At 47.4% G+C, this 15,954-nt stretch carries 10 protein-coding genes; 7 read left to right on the forward strand and 3 right to left on the reverse strand.

Features of this window, described 5'->3' with window-relative positions; genetic code table 11:
• Window positions 1-69 precede the first annotated feature (69 nt).
• The 3 genes from C8R34_RS14380 to C8R34_RS14390 all read right to left on the reverse strand — a co-directional run bounded on the left by C8R34_RS14380 (window position 70) and on the right by C8R34_RS14390 (window position 4,783).
• Entirely contained in the window at window positions 70-2,286 is a 2,217-nt protein-coding gene (locus tag C8R34_RS14380) for a TonB-dependent siderophore receptor (RefSeq protein ID WP_258364517.1), read from the reverse strand.
• A 132-nt stretch (window positions 2,287-2,418) separates the two neighbouring features.
• Complete coding sequence (locus C8R34_RS14385; protein ID WP_110341761.1) at window positions 2,419-3,720, reverse strand: lysine N(6)-hydroxylase/L-ornithine N(5)-oxygenase family protein; 1,302 nt, start codon at window positions 3,718-3,720, stop codon at window positions 2,419-2,421.
• Window positions 3,721-3,730: 10 nt separating this feature from the next.
• The gene (locus C8R34_RS14390) at window positions 3,731-4,783 is read right to left on the reverse strand and encodes a GNAT family N-acetyltransferase (protein WP_258364518.1); all 1,053 of its coding nucleotides are present in this window, start codon (window positions 4,781-4,783) and stop codon (window positions 3,731-3,733) included.
• A gap of 346 nt (window positions 4,784-5,129) precedes the next feature.
• Here C8R34_RS14390 and C8R34_RS14395 point away from each other — a divergent pair, with 346 nt between their 5' ends.
• The 7 genes from C8R34_RS14395 to C8R34_RS14430 all read left to right on the forward strand — a co-directional run bounded on the left by C8R34_RS14395 (window position 5,130) and on the right by C8R34_RS14430 (window position 15,278).
• Entirely contained in the window at window positions 5,130-6,803 is a 1,674-nt protein-coding gene (locus C8R34_RS14395; protein ID WP_110341763.1) for a cyclic peptide export ABC transporter, read from the forward strand.
• Window positions 6,804-6,807: 4 nt separating this feature from the next.
• The gene (locus C8R34_RS14400; protein ID WP_110341765.1) at window positions 6,808-8,058 is read left to right on the forward strand and encodes a PepSY domain-containing protein; all 1,251 of its coding nucleotides are present in this window, start codon (window positions 6,808-6,810) and stop codon (window positions 8,056-8,058) included.
• 887 nt (window positions 8,059-8,945) lie between these two features.
• Window positions 8,946-9,995 carry a Fic family protein gene (locus C8R34_RS14410; protein ID WP_110341769.1) on the forward strand — a complete coding sequence of 350 codons (1,050 nt, stop codon included), beginning with the start codon at window positions 8,946-8,948 and terminating at the stop codon, window positions 9,993-9,995.
• Window positions 9,996-10,128: 133 nt separating this feature from the next.
• On the forward strand, window positions 10,129-11,850 hold the full coding sequence (locus tag C8R34_RS14415) for a site-specific DNA-methyltransferase (protein ID WP_207896485.1): 1,722 nt from the start codon (window positions 10,129-10,131) through the stop codon (window positions 11,848-11,850).
• Between the two features lie 2 nt (window positions 11,851-11,852).
• The gene (locus C8R34_RS16695) at window positions 11,853-12,176 is read left to right on the forward strand and encodes a hypothetical protein (protein WP_110341773.1); all 324 of its coding nucleotides are present in this window, start codon (window positions 11,853-11,855) and stop codon (window positions 12,174-12,176) included.
• Window positions 12,176-15,040 (forward strand): DEAD/DEAH box helicase, encoded by a 2,865-nt coding sequence (locus C8R34_RS14425; RefSeq protein WP_110341775.1) that lies wholly within the window; start codon window positions 12,176-12,178, stop codon window positions 15,038-15,040. Before C8R34_RS16695 ends, C8R34_RS14425 begins: the two co-directional genes overlap by 1 nt.
• Before the next feature lie 13 nt (window positions 15,041-15,053).
• Window positions 15,054-15,278, forward strand: a complete 225-nt coding sequence (locus tag C8R34_RS14430; RefSeq protein WP_110341777.1) for a hypothetical protein — start codon at window positions 15,054-15,056, stop codon at window positions 15,276-15,278.
• Window positions 15,279-15,954 lie beyond the last annotated feature (676 nt).

Here is a 15,954-nt window from a genome sequence, read left to right on the forward strand (position 1 = left end):
ATATTCCCCAATAATGAAAGTCGGGCATCTCGATTGATACGCAGGCGCATAATTTCAGCATCATGTTGCCTAAAATCTAAATGCCAGCGTACCGACTACAGTTCGCTCTGTGCCAAGGTAGTTTCTGTTAAAGAAAGTAGATGCTATGTATCTGTTATTAAATACATTGCTCGCATTGAGTGTAAAAAGCATGGGACCTTTCTCGTAGCGAAGTGTTGCATCAAACAATGTGAATGCCGGAGTGGAACTGGTATTTTGCTCATCATTAAAAACTCTTCCCACATAACGAACCCCAGCGCCTATCCCCAGTCCCCGAAGCCAGGGAATGCCCAAGCTCCCAAAGGAATAATCCAGCCAAGCGGACGTTAAGGTATTGGGCACTTGTACCGGCATCTTGCCGACATTATCTTCATTACTTTTGTTAATGTTCATTTCATAATAAGTAAAAGTACCGATAGCATTCAATCCGGGTAACACTTCCCCTCGCGCCTCCAGTTCAGCCCCTCGCGATCCCACCTCACCGGTTTGAATAAAGCGCACACCGGAAATATCGTTCACATCACGGGTCAATACATTGGTTTTGGTCAGATCAAATAATGCCATTGTGTAGAGGCTCTTGCCGCCTACCGGTTGGTATTTGATACCGACTTCGTACTGATCGCCGCGCGTTGGATTAAACGCATGGCCAGTGGAAGACAAACCGGGTTGCGGTAAAAATGACTGTGAATAACTTACGTAAGGCGAAATGCCATTGGAAAAAAGATAAGTTAGACCCGCACGTCCGGTAAATGCACTTTTCTTGCCGTGCGAATTGGCTGCGGGGTCCTCGAATAGATTAACAGTATCCGTATTTCTGGTATGAATTCTGTCAAAACGTCCCCCTAAAGTCAGGATCCAGTTTTCGTTATAACGAATTTGATCCTGTATATAAAACCCAAGCTGATCAATTTTCTGCTTGGCATTATTAACCAATAAATCAGGACTGGGAATTGATTGCGAATACACCGGATTAAGAATATCGATGCCAGGCACAATATAACCATCTGTGTACCCTTCGAAATATTTCATCGAAGCGTGGGTATGATTCCAATCCGCACCTAATAACATGGTGTGATGCAGCGGACCGGTATTGAGTTTTGCCTGCACATGGGTATCGAGCACAGTTTGACGCAACCGCTCTCTGCTTCCATATGCCTCACGATCCATTAATGTCGGTTGATCCGGTGTATTATAGTCAAGAGAAAACAAGTCTCTGAATTGCCCGCTCTGCTGCGCTTGACGAAAATTCTGACGTACCGTAATAATTTCATTGAAATGATGTTCGATCTGATAGCTGAACGAGGATTGATTCGTGTTGTATCTGGAAAATTTTGTATCACTTTGCAACACATTCGTAAAACCACCATCCGGTGCAGTAATGTAAAACGGCGATGACTGACTGCGATTATTGAGTACATCGCCCATCAACGTGATGGTCGTGTCTACCGTAGGACGCCAGGTTACTGAGGGTGCAATATAGAAGCGTTCATTATGAGCGCGATCACCACCGACACCGTGTTCCTTGACTTGAGTGTCGGTATCCAGGGCGGTCGTAACTAGCCGGAACATTATTGTTCCATCCTTGCTGACAGCACCGATATCAGCGGCTATCCGTTTACGATCAAAATTACCATATTGAAATTCAAGCTCACGAATCGGAGTAGCACTGGGTCGCTTGGTGATACGATTGACGATACCACCGGCATCTCCGCGACCAAACATGACTGAGGAAGGGCCACGTAACACATCAACCCGCTCTAATCCATAAGTATCCGTGATAAAACCACCGAAAAACAATCCTTGCGCAGCATTACTTAAACCATCGCGGAAATTTGCATTCGGATTACCGTTGAAACCACGCATCAGTAGATACTCAAAGCCGCGACCGTCAAACCCGAATTGATCAACAGTGACCCCCGGAACATAGCGCAAGGCTTCGGTAAAATTTTGCACGCTGCGCATATCCAGCTCGCGGCGGGTAACTACTGAAACGGATTGCGGTATCTCAATAATCGGTGTATCGGTTTTGGTGGCTGTAGAACTACGTTTGGCTACATATCCAGTAACCTCTTCGGATGCTTTACCTTCAACCGTCACCGCAGGAAAAACCGGGGGGCTGGATTTACTTGATTCTGTATTACTTGCTGCAGCAGGTTGAGTTTGCTGGGTTTTCACCTCAGTAGGTGTGTTTGCAGCTTGTTGCTGCGACTGTGCATAACTATTGGCCGACAGAACAGGAACAGTCAATTGCAAAGCAAGTAAAAATAGTGAGCATTTTAGGTTATCTATTAACCTGTTGTTTTTTTTATAGGACTTCATGACGAGATGTAAATATTATTGTTAATTTGGAAATTAGTGACTCAGGCCAAGGGAATCTCGCTAAACCAATACAGAAGACATCTTGCGCTTTGCTTGTACGCCTGTTGATTGGCTCAGTGTATTAATCAGTGCCTGTGCGATTTCACTGGTGCGCACAGCCGTTACAGACAACAAGGTATCGCTTAAGCCATGACTGGACTCACATGCGCCTTGAAGAAAAACTGCCGGCTTGAAATGCGGGGTACTGCATATCCGGTACTGGCGATCGACTGTCAGGTCTTCGAAATAAGGGATCAGCGGCGCTAATAAAGATTTGTAATGATCACGGTGATAGCCTGTGGCAAGAACCACCGCATCGTAGGTCACCGTTCGTTCACTATCGGTATTTAAATCATGCAGGGTGAATTGAATACCGTTGGATTGCGCGATTGCTTTTCTGACTTCATGTCGCCGCAAAAAACGATGACGTTCAATACCGGAAACTTTTTGTTGATACAACACATTAAAGATCTGCTCAATCAGAACTAGATCCGGCGCGGCGTAGTTGGTATGCCAGAATTCGTCGAGTATTTTGCTCCGTTCCTGTTCCGGGCTATTGAAAACATAATCGGTAAAATCGGTGTTGAAGATCTCATTAACAAAAGGACTGTCATCCGACGGCTTGATCGAGCGGGCACGCATAATCAGATCCACTTGTGTGGTATTGGAACGATGATGCAGATCCATAAAAATTTCGGATGCGCTCTGCCCTCCACCCACCACGGCAATTTTTCCAGCATGACCGTGCTGCTTAATTTCCTTCAGATAACTATTTGAATGAAAAACGCGAGCATCTCCTCTTAATGATGAGAAGCAATCCGGAATTCTGGGTTGACCGCCAATACTAATCACCAAACTCCGCGTGAGTCGTTCATGGATGACTTGTGCGCCATCCCGTGAACGAACTCGTAACAGTGCAATCTCATCGCCCGACTTTTCCGGAAGCACTTCAATCACTTCTTCACCGTAAGCACAACAGTGATTAAAATGTGCCGCTGCCCACGCCAGGTAATCATTAAACTCATGACGACTCGGAAAAAAAGTTTTGAGGTTGATAAAATCCTGTAACCGGTTATTTTCGTACAAGTAATTGATAAACGTGAAATGGCTTGATGGATTACGTATGGTGACCAAATCCTTCAGGAAAGAGACTTGCATATGTGCGTTATCCAACATCATGTTGGCATGCCACGCAAAACCAGGTTGTTTTTCAATAAAAAAAGATTCAACGTGATGATCAATCTGTTTTTTCTCTTCAAGTGCAATCGCCAATGCGATATTGGATGGACCAAAACCAATGCCGATCAAATCATAAATTTTCATGAAGCAATCCTTAGGATAAAGATACAGAATGGGGTGATGTAGTACTGCGCGGCACCCATAATTGTTCAGAGAAAAATCGTTCGCGCGATAACATGCCGAGCACCGCACGCTTATGTGGAAAATCGAATTCCTTGAGATGTGCATAGCCGCACTGGGCAAGGTTGCGCAGCATCTTGTGATTGTCGATGCGAGGCTCGATCACAATCCGCTGTGTTCTGCTGTCATCCAGGAACAGATAATGCGAAATCGATGGCAGCCAGGCGGTCACGAATGGTTTGCCGCGCATGTGCGGCTCACCGATCAGCACATGCCAGCCGCGATCGAAATCATCCACGTCGTAATAAGGCGCGATGCGGTCTTCCTTGGCCCAATAGATCTCAAAATACCCAAACGGCGCGTCATCCAGACAACCAATGAGATTAATCATGTGTGGGTCTGTCTGAATGCCTGAAAGATAAGCACGGTGCTTTACAAGATCGCCTGACTCCTGCCAGAACTCTGTTACGACTGGATCATTCATCCAGCGATTGAAGCATTCAAGATCGGCAACCGGATCAATTGCTCGAAATGTTAAGGTACCGCCCAGCCACGTGATGTACCGGCGATAAACAGTCCCTTGAGGTTTTGGCGGTCGCAGCGGGTGGCGGCGGCCATGACTAAAAATATAATGAATTGGGAATATCTGATGACGAATTGAAGAATGCCATATTCTGGCTTGCTGCCAGAACAGCTCTGCATAAACAATGCACTGATTATCTTCAGTCCGAACCAAAACACCCGAATCAAATAACTCGGTAAACTGCCTACTTGAAACTGATAGATATAACTTCTTCTGATGCGGATAATTAACAAACGCAGCTTCCACCGCCGCCAGTAATTCAGGCACTTCAGGCTGAGCTGAAGAAGAATCGACCCATTGCAATTTCAATTGAGTGGATTGCATAGACAAATGCCAGATTGTTTCTTTCCCATTTTCATTATTTCTGACACGCAACGCTTTAGCTTCATACGTAACGTCATAGCAAACTTGATCCGGGCAGGATAACAAACGTGTTGGAAGCATCGATTGCTCCATCAGCAACTCACAAGAGTGATCATTTAATTGATATGACTCCATTCTTTTCCAGGCGGAATTAATTTTAGTAACTACTTTATCTATTTATTGAAGACGAATGAGAAGTATTATTATTTATTATTTTCTTTTATCGAAGAATTTTGGCTAGCTGCAGAACGCTAAATTAGAGTGAAAAATGGCCGTGCTATTGGGAAATCGTGCCGAACAACCGGTTATAAAATCTTGGGATATCGATTGTTTATCTACTGAAGAACACCTTGGATACTGCCACGGCAGAGTAAATATTTACCTTCACCATTCGTCACTAGATATATCTCTCTCAAATGGATAAACCATGCTGAAGTATCTTATTAAACAATCCAAACCCCTGCTTTTAAGCGCGTCCATTGCCAGCATAGTGCATGGGATTTGCAGCGTCCTTCTGCTTGCACAAATCAGCGCTGCGCTGACAACCACCGAATCGGATAACGGAGAAATGGCGCAGGTATTCGCAGCAACCGCGCTTTGTGTCATGTTGAGCTATATGGCGGCAGCCATTTTATTTGAACGATTAGGACAACGCGCACACGCCGAACTACGCAGCTTTATCGCAAAGCGCGTGATTGCTGCCGATTACCGGCAACTCGAATTATTGGGTGCTGCGCGCATACAATCTGCGCTTTCCGAACATTGCACACGTGTGGCCGAATTTTTTGTTAGCTTTCCGGTAATTCTGACAAATGCCGTCGTGGTTGCTGGCTGCCTGGTCTACATGGCTTTTCTGTCATGGCAAGTTTTTTTACTCGCAATCCTTGTCATTGGATTCGGCTCACTTGGATATCACCTCGCCCACCTTCGTGCCATACGGCACCTCGATATCGCCGCTCAGGAGCAGGATAATTTATTTGCTTATTTTCGTTCACTCACAGACGGCGCAAAGGAATTACGCCTTAATCGAGATAAGCGCACCGCCTTCTACGATGAAGTACTCGGACAGTCGATCGAAAAAGTGCGTAAAGAGCGGACACTTGGCATGTCCATCTTCGTAGCTTCAGCAAGCTGGGGAAATTTTCTGATTTATGCATTCATCGGCATGGTGCTATTCATGCTGGTCGGCGATGTGCCTGATCGAACATTGATCATGACGGGATATGCTTTGGTATTTGTTTATATGCTGGGACCACTCGAAGCACTGCTATTGAATATTCCTCGCGCCAATCTGGCGCAAGTATCGGCTGATCGAATCGATGAAGTTACGCGCGCCATGTTCTCTTCAGAATCGCAAAACAACAAAATCGATTTGCCGCCGCTGCGATCCATCACATTGCAGGGCGTATTACATCGTTATTATCATGAACAGAAAGATGAGATGTTTACGTTAGGTCCGGTTGATTTGCAATTTTCTCCTGGAGAAATTACCTTTCTGGTCGGCGGTAATGGCAGCGGCAAAACAACCCTAGCAAAATTGCTGGTAGGACTCTATCCTCCGGAGGAAGGAAAGATTACTCTCAATGGCGTAGTCATAAACGACACTAATCGTGATTACTACCGACAATTCTTCACGACAATTTTTTCTGACTTCCATCTTTTCGATCAATTGCTTGAAACGAACCATGGCAAGGATCTGGATCAAAGGGGAAATGCACTTTTAGCCAAGCTTCACCTACAAAACAAAGTAAAAGTCCAGGATGGCGCTTTTACTACGCTAACGCTATCGCAAGGGCAACGTAAACGATTAGCTTTGGTCGTCGCCTATCTCGAAAATCGCCCCTTTCTGGTATTTGATGAGTGGGCGGCTGATCAGGATCCCGTTTTTAAAGAAATCTTCTATCATGAACTGCTTCCCGAGTTACGTGCGATGGGTAAAACAATATTAGTCATTTCGCACGACGATCGTTATTTTCATTTAGCCGATCGCCTCGTACGCATGGAAAACGGTCGTTTGACTTATGCCAACCTCAACAAGCCATCAAAAACCGAAGTTGACACAACCATCTCGACATTGATAACAGCAAAGAGCGTAGCTTAATGTTATGAAGAAATTTATTGAATCTGCAATACCCACTGAAATTCAGCAACAGGAAAAACAATCCGCAAAATCCAGAACAAGCCGTCAAATTCTTACACTGCTACACCGCTGGGCCGGCCTTTTTCTGGCCGTCTTTCTGTTCATTTCGGGCCTGACCGGCGCGATCATCTCCTGGGACCATGAACTCGACGAGTGGCTAAATCCGCAATTATTCGAAAGACAAAGCCAAGGAGAACCGCTTTCTCCTTTAGTACTCTCTGATCAATTTGAAGCATCCAATCCAAAGATACTTATCACGTGGCTGCCGCTATCCATAGAGCCCGATCAAAATCTAGGATTAAGCGTAATTGGCCGCATTGACCCCACAACCGGCAAAGCGTTTGATTTGGGCTTCAATCAAATTGCACTGGACCCGGTTAACGGAGAAATACGTGGTTCGCGCATGTGGGGTAAAATTTCGCTCAACCGGGAAGATCTCCTATCTTTTCTGTACAAATTGCACTTCAGCATGCATATTCCGGATGCATTCGATATCGAGCTAGGCATCATGTTCATGGGCATTCTGGCGGTCGTATGGTGCATCGATTGCTTCATCGCACTATGGATATCGTTCCCGAACTTACAAACCTGGCGCAAGTCGTTTGCTTTCCGCTGGCAGCAAGGCAGCTACAAGTTAAATTTTGATCTGCACCGCTCAGGCGGGGTATGGCTATGGGGCTTATTATTGATACTTGCCGTCACTGCGGTATCAATGAATCTCAAATTTGAAATCACACGCCCCGTTGTATCGATTTTTTCCGAACTGACGCCTGATCCCTTTGCAATGCGCACACCGAATCCGCATGATGAACCGATTGAACCCGGTATCGGGCGGCACGAGATCATACGGCTCGCTAGCGCGGAAGCCCAAAGAAGAAATTGGCAGACGCCGCTCGGCGGCATGTTCTACGAACCGGAATATGGGATTTATGGCATCACATTTCACGAACCGGGACACGATCACGCTGAGTTTGGTCTCGGTAATCCATGGCTTTATTTTGACGGACAGGATGGCAGCTATTTAGGCGACAGAGTCCCGGGCAGCGGCAGCGCCGGCGACATCTTTCTGGACGCCCAGTTTCCACTACATTCCGGACGTATTCTCGGTCTGCCCGGACGCATTATGATCTCCATACTCGGATTATTGGTCGCAATGCTATCGGTGACGGGTGTCATCATCTGGCAAAGAAAGCGTTGGGCGCGCGCTCAAAAATGATTGATCATCAGCCTGTAAAGTTGCTGATAATCCAGGAAATACTCCCCACGCCAGAACATCGCCATCAGAATTTGTACTTCAACGTGCGGGAATACTGGGTAAAGCCAGAGGTGTCGCAGGATTAAGTAAGTGCAGCCCAATGTCAGTAACACCAGCATCGGTGTATGAATTTGAAAGTAGCGCGACGCCTATTTTCTTTTTCACAAGAAAACCGATGAAAGAGGTATATCCATCAGTAGCAAATCACAACCGAACTAAAAACATCAACAGGAGGAAAAATACCAACTCAGTCTGAGTCGACTTATCCACAGATGCGGAGTATTCTGAGATCTGTTTCTCCCTGGTCAATTCTCGACTGTAATGGCGAGGCAATTTTAAATCGATATCAACACACCAGAGCTTAAAAATATAAAAGGCCTGTTCTGGTATAACGAAGATACCGGAAACGGAGATGACAGACTTTTGATTTTCGATTTTGAGTGGAAGAACGGAGTGCCGGAACAGGCCATATTTGAAGAATTAATGAAAAATGCATGAAGCGCCCTAGATAACTGGATTTCAGAACGTCTCTAATAGAAACATTTTATAGATATTAGCTGCCAGCGGCAGCGCCCTTGAACAAGCCGAGACGCTTCGCGTCGCGCCATATAAATTCATTGATAACCGTTCGCCGCCTGCCTATGCAGGCGGCGAACGGTTTAGGCCATTTCCAGGGGGGATTCCCCCCTGCCCCCCGTCCCCTCCCGTTGCGCGTTGCGCTTCCGGAACAAAAGGAAAAATCCAGGGCGGCAAAGCCCTTATGGTCGTGGATACAAAATTATCTTTTCCGGCATAATCCGGCAATTATTCCGGTGGACATTCCGGCATAATCGGGTATATATTCAGGTATGATCAAAACCGATACTATCCAAATCACGCCTGAATTGCTGGCCTTACTGTCTGAAATAGACGAATTTAAGGGTGCCTGGCGTGCCCTTGGTACTTTGGCGCCGGATCGGTTGAAAGCCCTGCGCCGCATTGCCACGATTGAAAGCATCGGCTCTTCAACGCGCATTGAGGGTAATAAGCTCAGTGACCGCGAGGTTGAGCACCTGCTTGGCAAGCTGGAAATCAAGAAATTCGAGACACGCGACGAGCAGGAAGTTGCGGGCTATGCCGAGGCCATGGAAACGATTTTCCAGGCTTGGCAGGATATTCCCATCACCGAGAACCATATCAGACAGCTTCACCGCGATCTTCTGCGCTACAGTGAGAAGGATGAGCGGCACAGGGGCGAATATAAAACCCTGCGCAATGATGTGGGCGCTTTTGACGCAGACGGAAAAATGATTGGTATCGTGTTCGAGACGGCTACGCCGTTTGATACGCCGCGCCGGATGACAGAACTTGTCACCTGGCTGCGCGATGCCCGCGAGCTAAAGCGCATTCACCCCTTGCTGATGATTGCCGTGTTCGTTGTGGTGTTCCTGGAAATCCACCCCTTCCAGGACGGAAATGGCCGCCTGAGCCGCGTTCTCACGACCTTGCTCTTGTTGCAGGCCGGATATGCTTATGTGCCATATTCGTCGCTCGAAAGCGTGATTGAGAACAGCAAGGAAGGGTATTATCTCGCCTTGCGTCAGACCCAAGGCACAATTCTCAGTGAAGCCCCGAATTGGCAACCCTGGCTTATGTTTTTCATGCGCGCTTTGCAGCAGCAAAAGCGCCGCCTGGCCACGAAAGTGGAGCGCGAAAAGAATGCCCTGGCCGCCCTGCCAGAATTAGCCGTCAAAATCCTGGATTATGTTCAGGGTCATGGCCGCGTCACGACCCGCGACATGGTGCGTGAGACAGGCGCAAGTCCGAACACATTAAAGGCAACTTTTGGATCACTGGTGGAGAAAGGCCTGCTTGTCCGGCATGGCGGCGGGCGATCCACATGGTACAGCCAGCCATGACGCGAGTAACAGAACAGCCGCCTGTGCTCACATCGCCGGTAGATAGAACGAAAGGAAGAAACGACCAATGACAAGCCTTCTGGAACAACTGCCTAAAATCGTCGCGGACGGCAAACGCGAAGCTGAGCGCATCATGGAGCGACTGGAAAGCAGTTATAAGATTGGCTTGCAGACCCGCAAACTGGTGATTCCGTCGCGTGACACCAATTGGCAGGACATGTTTAGTAAAGCTAATCGAGTTGACCATGACCTGAATCCGTCCGTGATGAATCGCCTGATTTATGGGGATAATCTTCTCGCCTTGGCGGCGCTTCTGGCTGGCAATGACGAGACGCCTTCCATGCGCGGTAAGGTGGACTTGATCTATATCGATCCGCCATTCGACAGTAAGGCGGATTACCGCACTAAGATCAATTTGCCAGGCAGCGACATCGAGCAGCGATCTACGGTTCTAGAACAATTCGCTTACTCAGATACTTGGACGGACGGAACGGCATCATACTTGGGGATGATTGTTCCGCGCTTATGCCTAATACGCGAGCTAATGTCTGAAAAATCATCAATCTATATTCATTTGGATTATCATGTATCTCATTATGTTAAGGCCGTTGCTGATGAGATTTTTGGCAAAGATAATTTTATAAATGAAATCGTGTGGAAACGGACATATGCGCATAATGACCCAAAGCGGTATGGGGCAATCCATGATGTTATTTTCTTCTATAAAAAATCTGACGCATATATTTGGAACGATAAAGTTGAAAATGCTGACCTTCCAGAAAGCACTAAAAAAAGTTGGTATAGCAACGAAGAAGTCACAACAGAAATTATAACCAATAAGAAAGGCGTTGTTATTCCAGCAGACACAATCCGATATTATAACAAGGCGGACATATCAGCACCTGCGCATGGCTCTGGTGCAAACCAAGATGTTTGGCATAATGTGAAACCGCCTACCGGACGTATGTGGGCTTATAAGTTAGAATATAGACAGCAACTTGAGAAAGAAAACCGGATTGTTTTCTCAAAAACAGGTCGTCCGTATGAGAAACGGTATCTTGATGAGTCTGATGGTGTTCCACCACAAAGCCTATGGACGGATATTCAAATGGTTCGTGGGATGACAAGACATCATAAGAACAGCGAATGGTTAGATTATGCAACCCAAAAACCACAAAGGCTTTTGGAAAGAATTATCAAAATATCCTCAAATGAAGGCTCTATCGTTGCTGATTTCTTCTGTGGTTCTGGCACAACCGCCGCTGTTGCAGAGAAATTGGGGCGAAGGTGGATTACCACGGATTTAGGAAAACCTGCTTGCATGGTTACACGCAAGCGATTGATTGATCAAGATGCCAAGCCTTTCTTGTATCAGCATGTGGGTGACTATCAGGTAGAAATGGCTCGCAGTACTATGGGTCGAAAATTCCGCATTGGCGACCTGTCTGAAATTGTGCTTGGTCTCTTTGGTGCATTGCCCTTGCCGATTGAAGAAAACCCCAATCGCAACATGGCGCGCATCCCGCACACGCGCATCCTAGTATTGGCAGATAGTCCGAACAAGCTCACCGGCCTGACGACGTTGAGGCGAGCTATTGAAATCCGCGACAATCTCATGGGCGGATGGGATAAGGTGATCGTGCTTGGCTGGAATTTTGATTCCAATATTGGCCATGACATTCAGGCCTTGAACCAGGGAGATAAGCTGGAAGTGCTTGTCATCCCGCCCGACCCTCTCGACCGGCTGAAGAAAAAAGGTGGCAAGCTGAAGGCTGAAGAAGTGCGCTTCTCGTCGCTGCAATACGTCAAAATAAAGCCGATTGAGAAAAACGGGAAGGTGATAAAGAAGCCCTGACCGTGAGCATAGATAACTATGTTCTGCTATCACCAGATGCTTTAAATATGGACGACACCAACCGCCAAAAACTGCAAAAAATAGTAAACTCTGATCCTATGGCGTTGATTGAGTATTGGAGTGTTGACCCTGATTATGACGGTCATGTGTTCCGCTCTATCTGGCAGGATTATCGCGGCAATACCGAGAACGACGATGACCCCTATCGCGTTGTCACCATCGCTAGCCTGACCGATTTGCCGGTCAAAGACGGCCCGCGCCGTGTCTGTATTCGCGTGGTGGACGTATTCGGCTTTGAAGCCGAAGCGATTGCGGAGGTGGCATAATGGCGAGCATCAATGACCTTACTCTAGCCTGTAAGCTGACCGACCGTGTTGCCGAGGCTTGTATCGGTCTGGAATCCGGCAGTGCCCATATTCTTGATCAAGTTAGCCCGACCACAGCCGAGCTGCTGAAATGGTGGTTTCAGGAAGACTTCAAAGACACCCGCAATTTCAATTTCCATGACGGACAGCGCTCTGGCATCTTGAATGTCATCTATGCCCATGAAGTTTTAGGCATGACAACACTGAAAGGCCTTTATCAGGAAATCGCCCCCGAAGTGCTGATTGTAAGTGATCAGGCTGCGCAGATTATCGGTGTGGGGAAAAACGATTATCCGAAATACTGCCTGAAAATGGCGACCGGCACCGGCAAGACATGGGTATTGCAGACACTTATGGTGTGGCAGATTTTAAACGCCAACCGTACCCCGGAAAATAGCCGCTATACCAGAAATTTCCTTATCGTGGCACCTGGCCTTATCGTCTATGACCGCTTGCGCGACGCCTTTGAAGGTAAGGAGCGTGACGGTAAACGCGATTTTGCCACATCAGACCTGGCAAGCTATCAGGAGCTATTCATTCCACCGACCTATCGCGACGAAATTTTCCGTTTCGTGCAAGGCACCGTTTGTCCAAAAGAAGAGATTGGCCGGAAAGTAACGTCCGGCGGCATGATAGCCATCAGTAATTGGCATATCTTGAGCGAAGAAGCCGAGGACGAGGCTGAAGAAGAAATTGCCGCGCCAGGTGATCGGGCTGATCCCGCAGCCGTGGTGCAAAGCCTCTTGCCGTTAACACCTGGCACCAGTCAGGGCAATGACTTGAATGTCTTGAATCGTCGCTATGAACGCGGCGGCATCCTCAATTATCTTCGCGAATTACCAAGTCTTATGGTGTTCAATGATGAGGCCCACCACATTCACGAATTCAAGCGTGAAGGTGAAGTTTCAGAAGTAGAATGGCAAAAGAGCCTGACCACAATCGCCGAGCCGAAGGCCGAGCGATTTTTTCAGGTAGATTTTTCCGCTACCCCCTACAACGAAGTCGGCAGCGGAAAGAAGGCCAAGAAAACCTACTTTCCACATATCGTGGTGGATTTCGACCTGAAGGCAGCAATGAAGCAAGGGCTTGTGAAATCCCTTGTCTTGGATCGACGCAGCGAAATAGGGACATTGTCCGATGAAGAGCTGGAATTCAAAGCCTATCGTGACGAGAACGGCAACCCGCAACTTGCCGAAGGGCAGCGCGCTATGTTGCGCGCCGGACTCACCAAGCTACTCAAGCTAGAGCGAGACTTTGCCAATATTGACCACACTCGCCACCCCAAAATGCTTGTTGTGTGCGAAGACACGACCGTCACCCCGCTGATTGCTGACTTCCTTCATTTAGAAGGCCTCAGCGAAGATGAGATTTTGCGTGTGGATTCCAACCGCAAGGGTGAGTTGCGTCCTGATGAATGGAGGGTATTGCGCGAGGGTTTCGACGTAAACAACATTTGCGTTATTGTGCCGTTGCGCGCATCGAGTGCTGGCATTCTACTAGAGCAGACTATTGGCCGAGGCCTTCGCCTTATGTGGCGAGGAGCCGATTATGACGACATTAAAAGCGATAACCGTCGCCTGATACGAACCGGCAAGACGCCGGCCAGCATGATCGATATTCTGTCGATTGTGGAGCACCCTGCCTTCATCGACTTCTATGAAGAGCTGATGAGCGAAGGCCTTGTTGGTGAAATGGACGACGAAGACGACGCCAATACATCTTCGACTGGCGACCTTATCGCCGTGCCGCTCAGACCTGGCTTTGAAGAATATAACTTTGCTATTCCTTTCATCCTTCGCGAGAAAGAAGAAGAGATACAAACACGTGCCATCGATACCGAGAAGCTGGAATCGTTAGAAACCTTCGGCTTTGAACAGCTCAAAGCTATGATCGGAAAGGGTGAAAAATTCCATTCACTTGACGTGCAGGAACGCACCCGCTTTGGCGATTATCGCGTCAATGGCGGCGTGATGACCGCGACTGGCTATAATGATTATCTAGGCCGGATAGTCCGGCGCATCACAGAAGCCTTGAGCCAGCCGCTCACAGATAGTTCGACCAAGTTCAAGAAGGTGACGGAATTTCCGCATGTGCAAATCAACCGCGCCCAATTGGCGAACGGCATTGACCAATATATTCGCACTCGCCTTTTCGGCCAGAAGATAGACCCCTTCGCCGATGAGAATTGGCGAATTCTATTGATTGACCACGTGACCGAACACGTCATGCGCGTATGGGCGCGGCAGCTTCTTGAGGCCGAAGAAACGGCCACGGCAGCCGATGCAGAAGTTACGCACCGGCTCTTATCAGAAGTACCGAAGCTTACCATGCGCGAAAGCTCTTCCCTGGCCGTGGAAAAGAGCATCTATTTGCGGCTGCCATATCCTTCCCGCAGCGGCGGGCTTGAGCAGGCATTCATCGAAACGGCCGACCACGATGGGTCGGTTGACGCTTTCTGTAAATTGAATGAACAGAAGCACATTTACACCCGTTTGCGTTATATCAAGGAAGACGGCTTACCGGCCTTCTATCACCCCGACTTTCTGGTGAAATGCAGCGACAGTATCTATCTGGTGGAAACCAAGGCCCAGGACCAGATAAACACCCCGAACGTCAAGCGCAAGAAGCGCGCCGCCGTGGCCTGGTGTGACAAGATCAACACCTTGGCCCCCGAGCAGCGCAGCAATGCCGAATGGCACTATGTCCTCTTGGGCGAGGACATTTTCTATGAGTGGCGTGACAAGGGCGCATCCGTGCGCGACATGTTGGATTATGCCAAGCTGCGCCCCGTTTACGAACGGGTGCAGGCGACGTTTGCGTTTTAGGGAAGGCTGATAAATGGAAATTTCAAAATTAGAAAAACCGCAAGAAAATCCGCAGAGCTTATCGAATACAGACCGTCTGAGGCTTCATCTATCTAAAGATGGGCTTGCGAACGCTCTGCTAGATGCCTGGCTTGCAGACCCTAAAGCGGATGCGCAGAAGCGAATGATTGACGCCATCAGTAATTTCCACGAAAAGAAGCAGGCAAAAAATGAACAGGCCACAGTTACAGAAAATTGAAATTCAGGGTTTTCGCAGCTTTGGCACAATTCAGCAATCATTTGAGTTGCCACCAACTGTTACCGTTCTCTGGGGTGCCAATAGTCAAGGTGTTGACACCGATCGAAAATTGACCCTAAAAGGTTAGTTATGCCGATTGAAAATTACCAGGTAATTCACGTATCTTGCTTAAATTTTAGGTGGTAGAATTTAAGAGGTGATTACCATGGTTATGTATGCAAAGATACGGCGGTCTTGGCACAGATAACCCCTTTAACATATCGATTTATGTCCAATATTGACATAAATCCAAAACTAAGGCTAAAACCTTGCCATAAATTTTACTTATTAAAGAGTGTATACTTTATTTATTTGGGAAATTTGACGAAAAATGGTTCTTTTATTAAGTCGCTCTGTCTACTTAACAGCCTTGATCATCAAATCCGCACGATACTTCGCATTATATTTTGGAGTACGTAAATGATAATTTGCTGCTCTAGTCCAGATATCGCCTTGATCATTCTTGATAAGTAGTCGTATACACCAAACAGCCAAATCATAAGCATAACAACCACCAGCTGACACATGATCAGGTGTAACCCGAATGTCACTTACTTAAGTCTTAAGCCCATTTTTTTGAGAAATATAGCCCCAAGCCACTGAAAACCATATAAACATGGCTGGCAGGATGATAGGC

It is taken from the genome of Nitrosomonas sp. Nm84 (assembly GCF_003201565.1).
Taxonomy (GTDB): Bacteria; Pseudomonadota; Gammaproteobacteria; order Burkholderiales; family Nitrosomonadaceae; genus Nitrosomonas.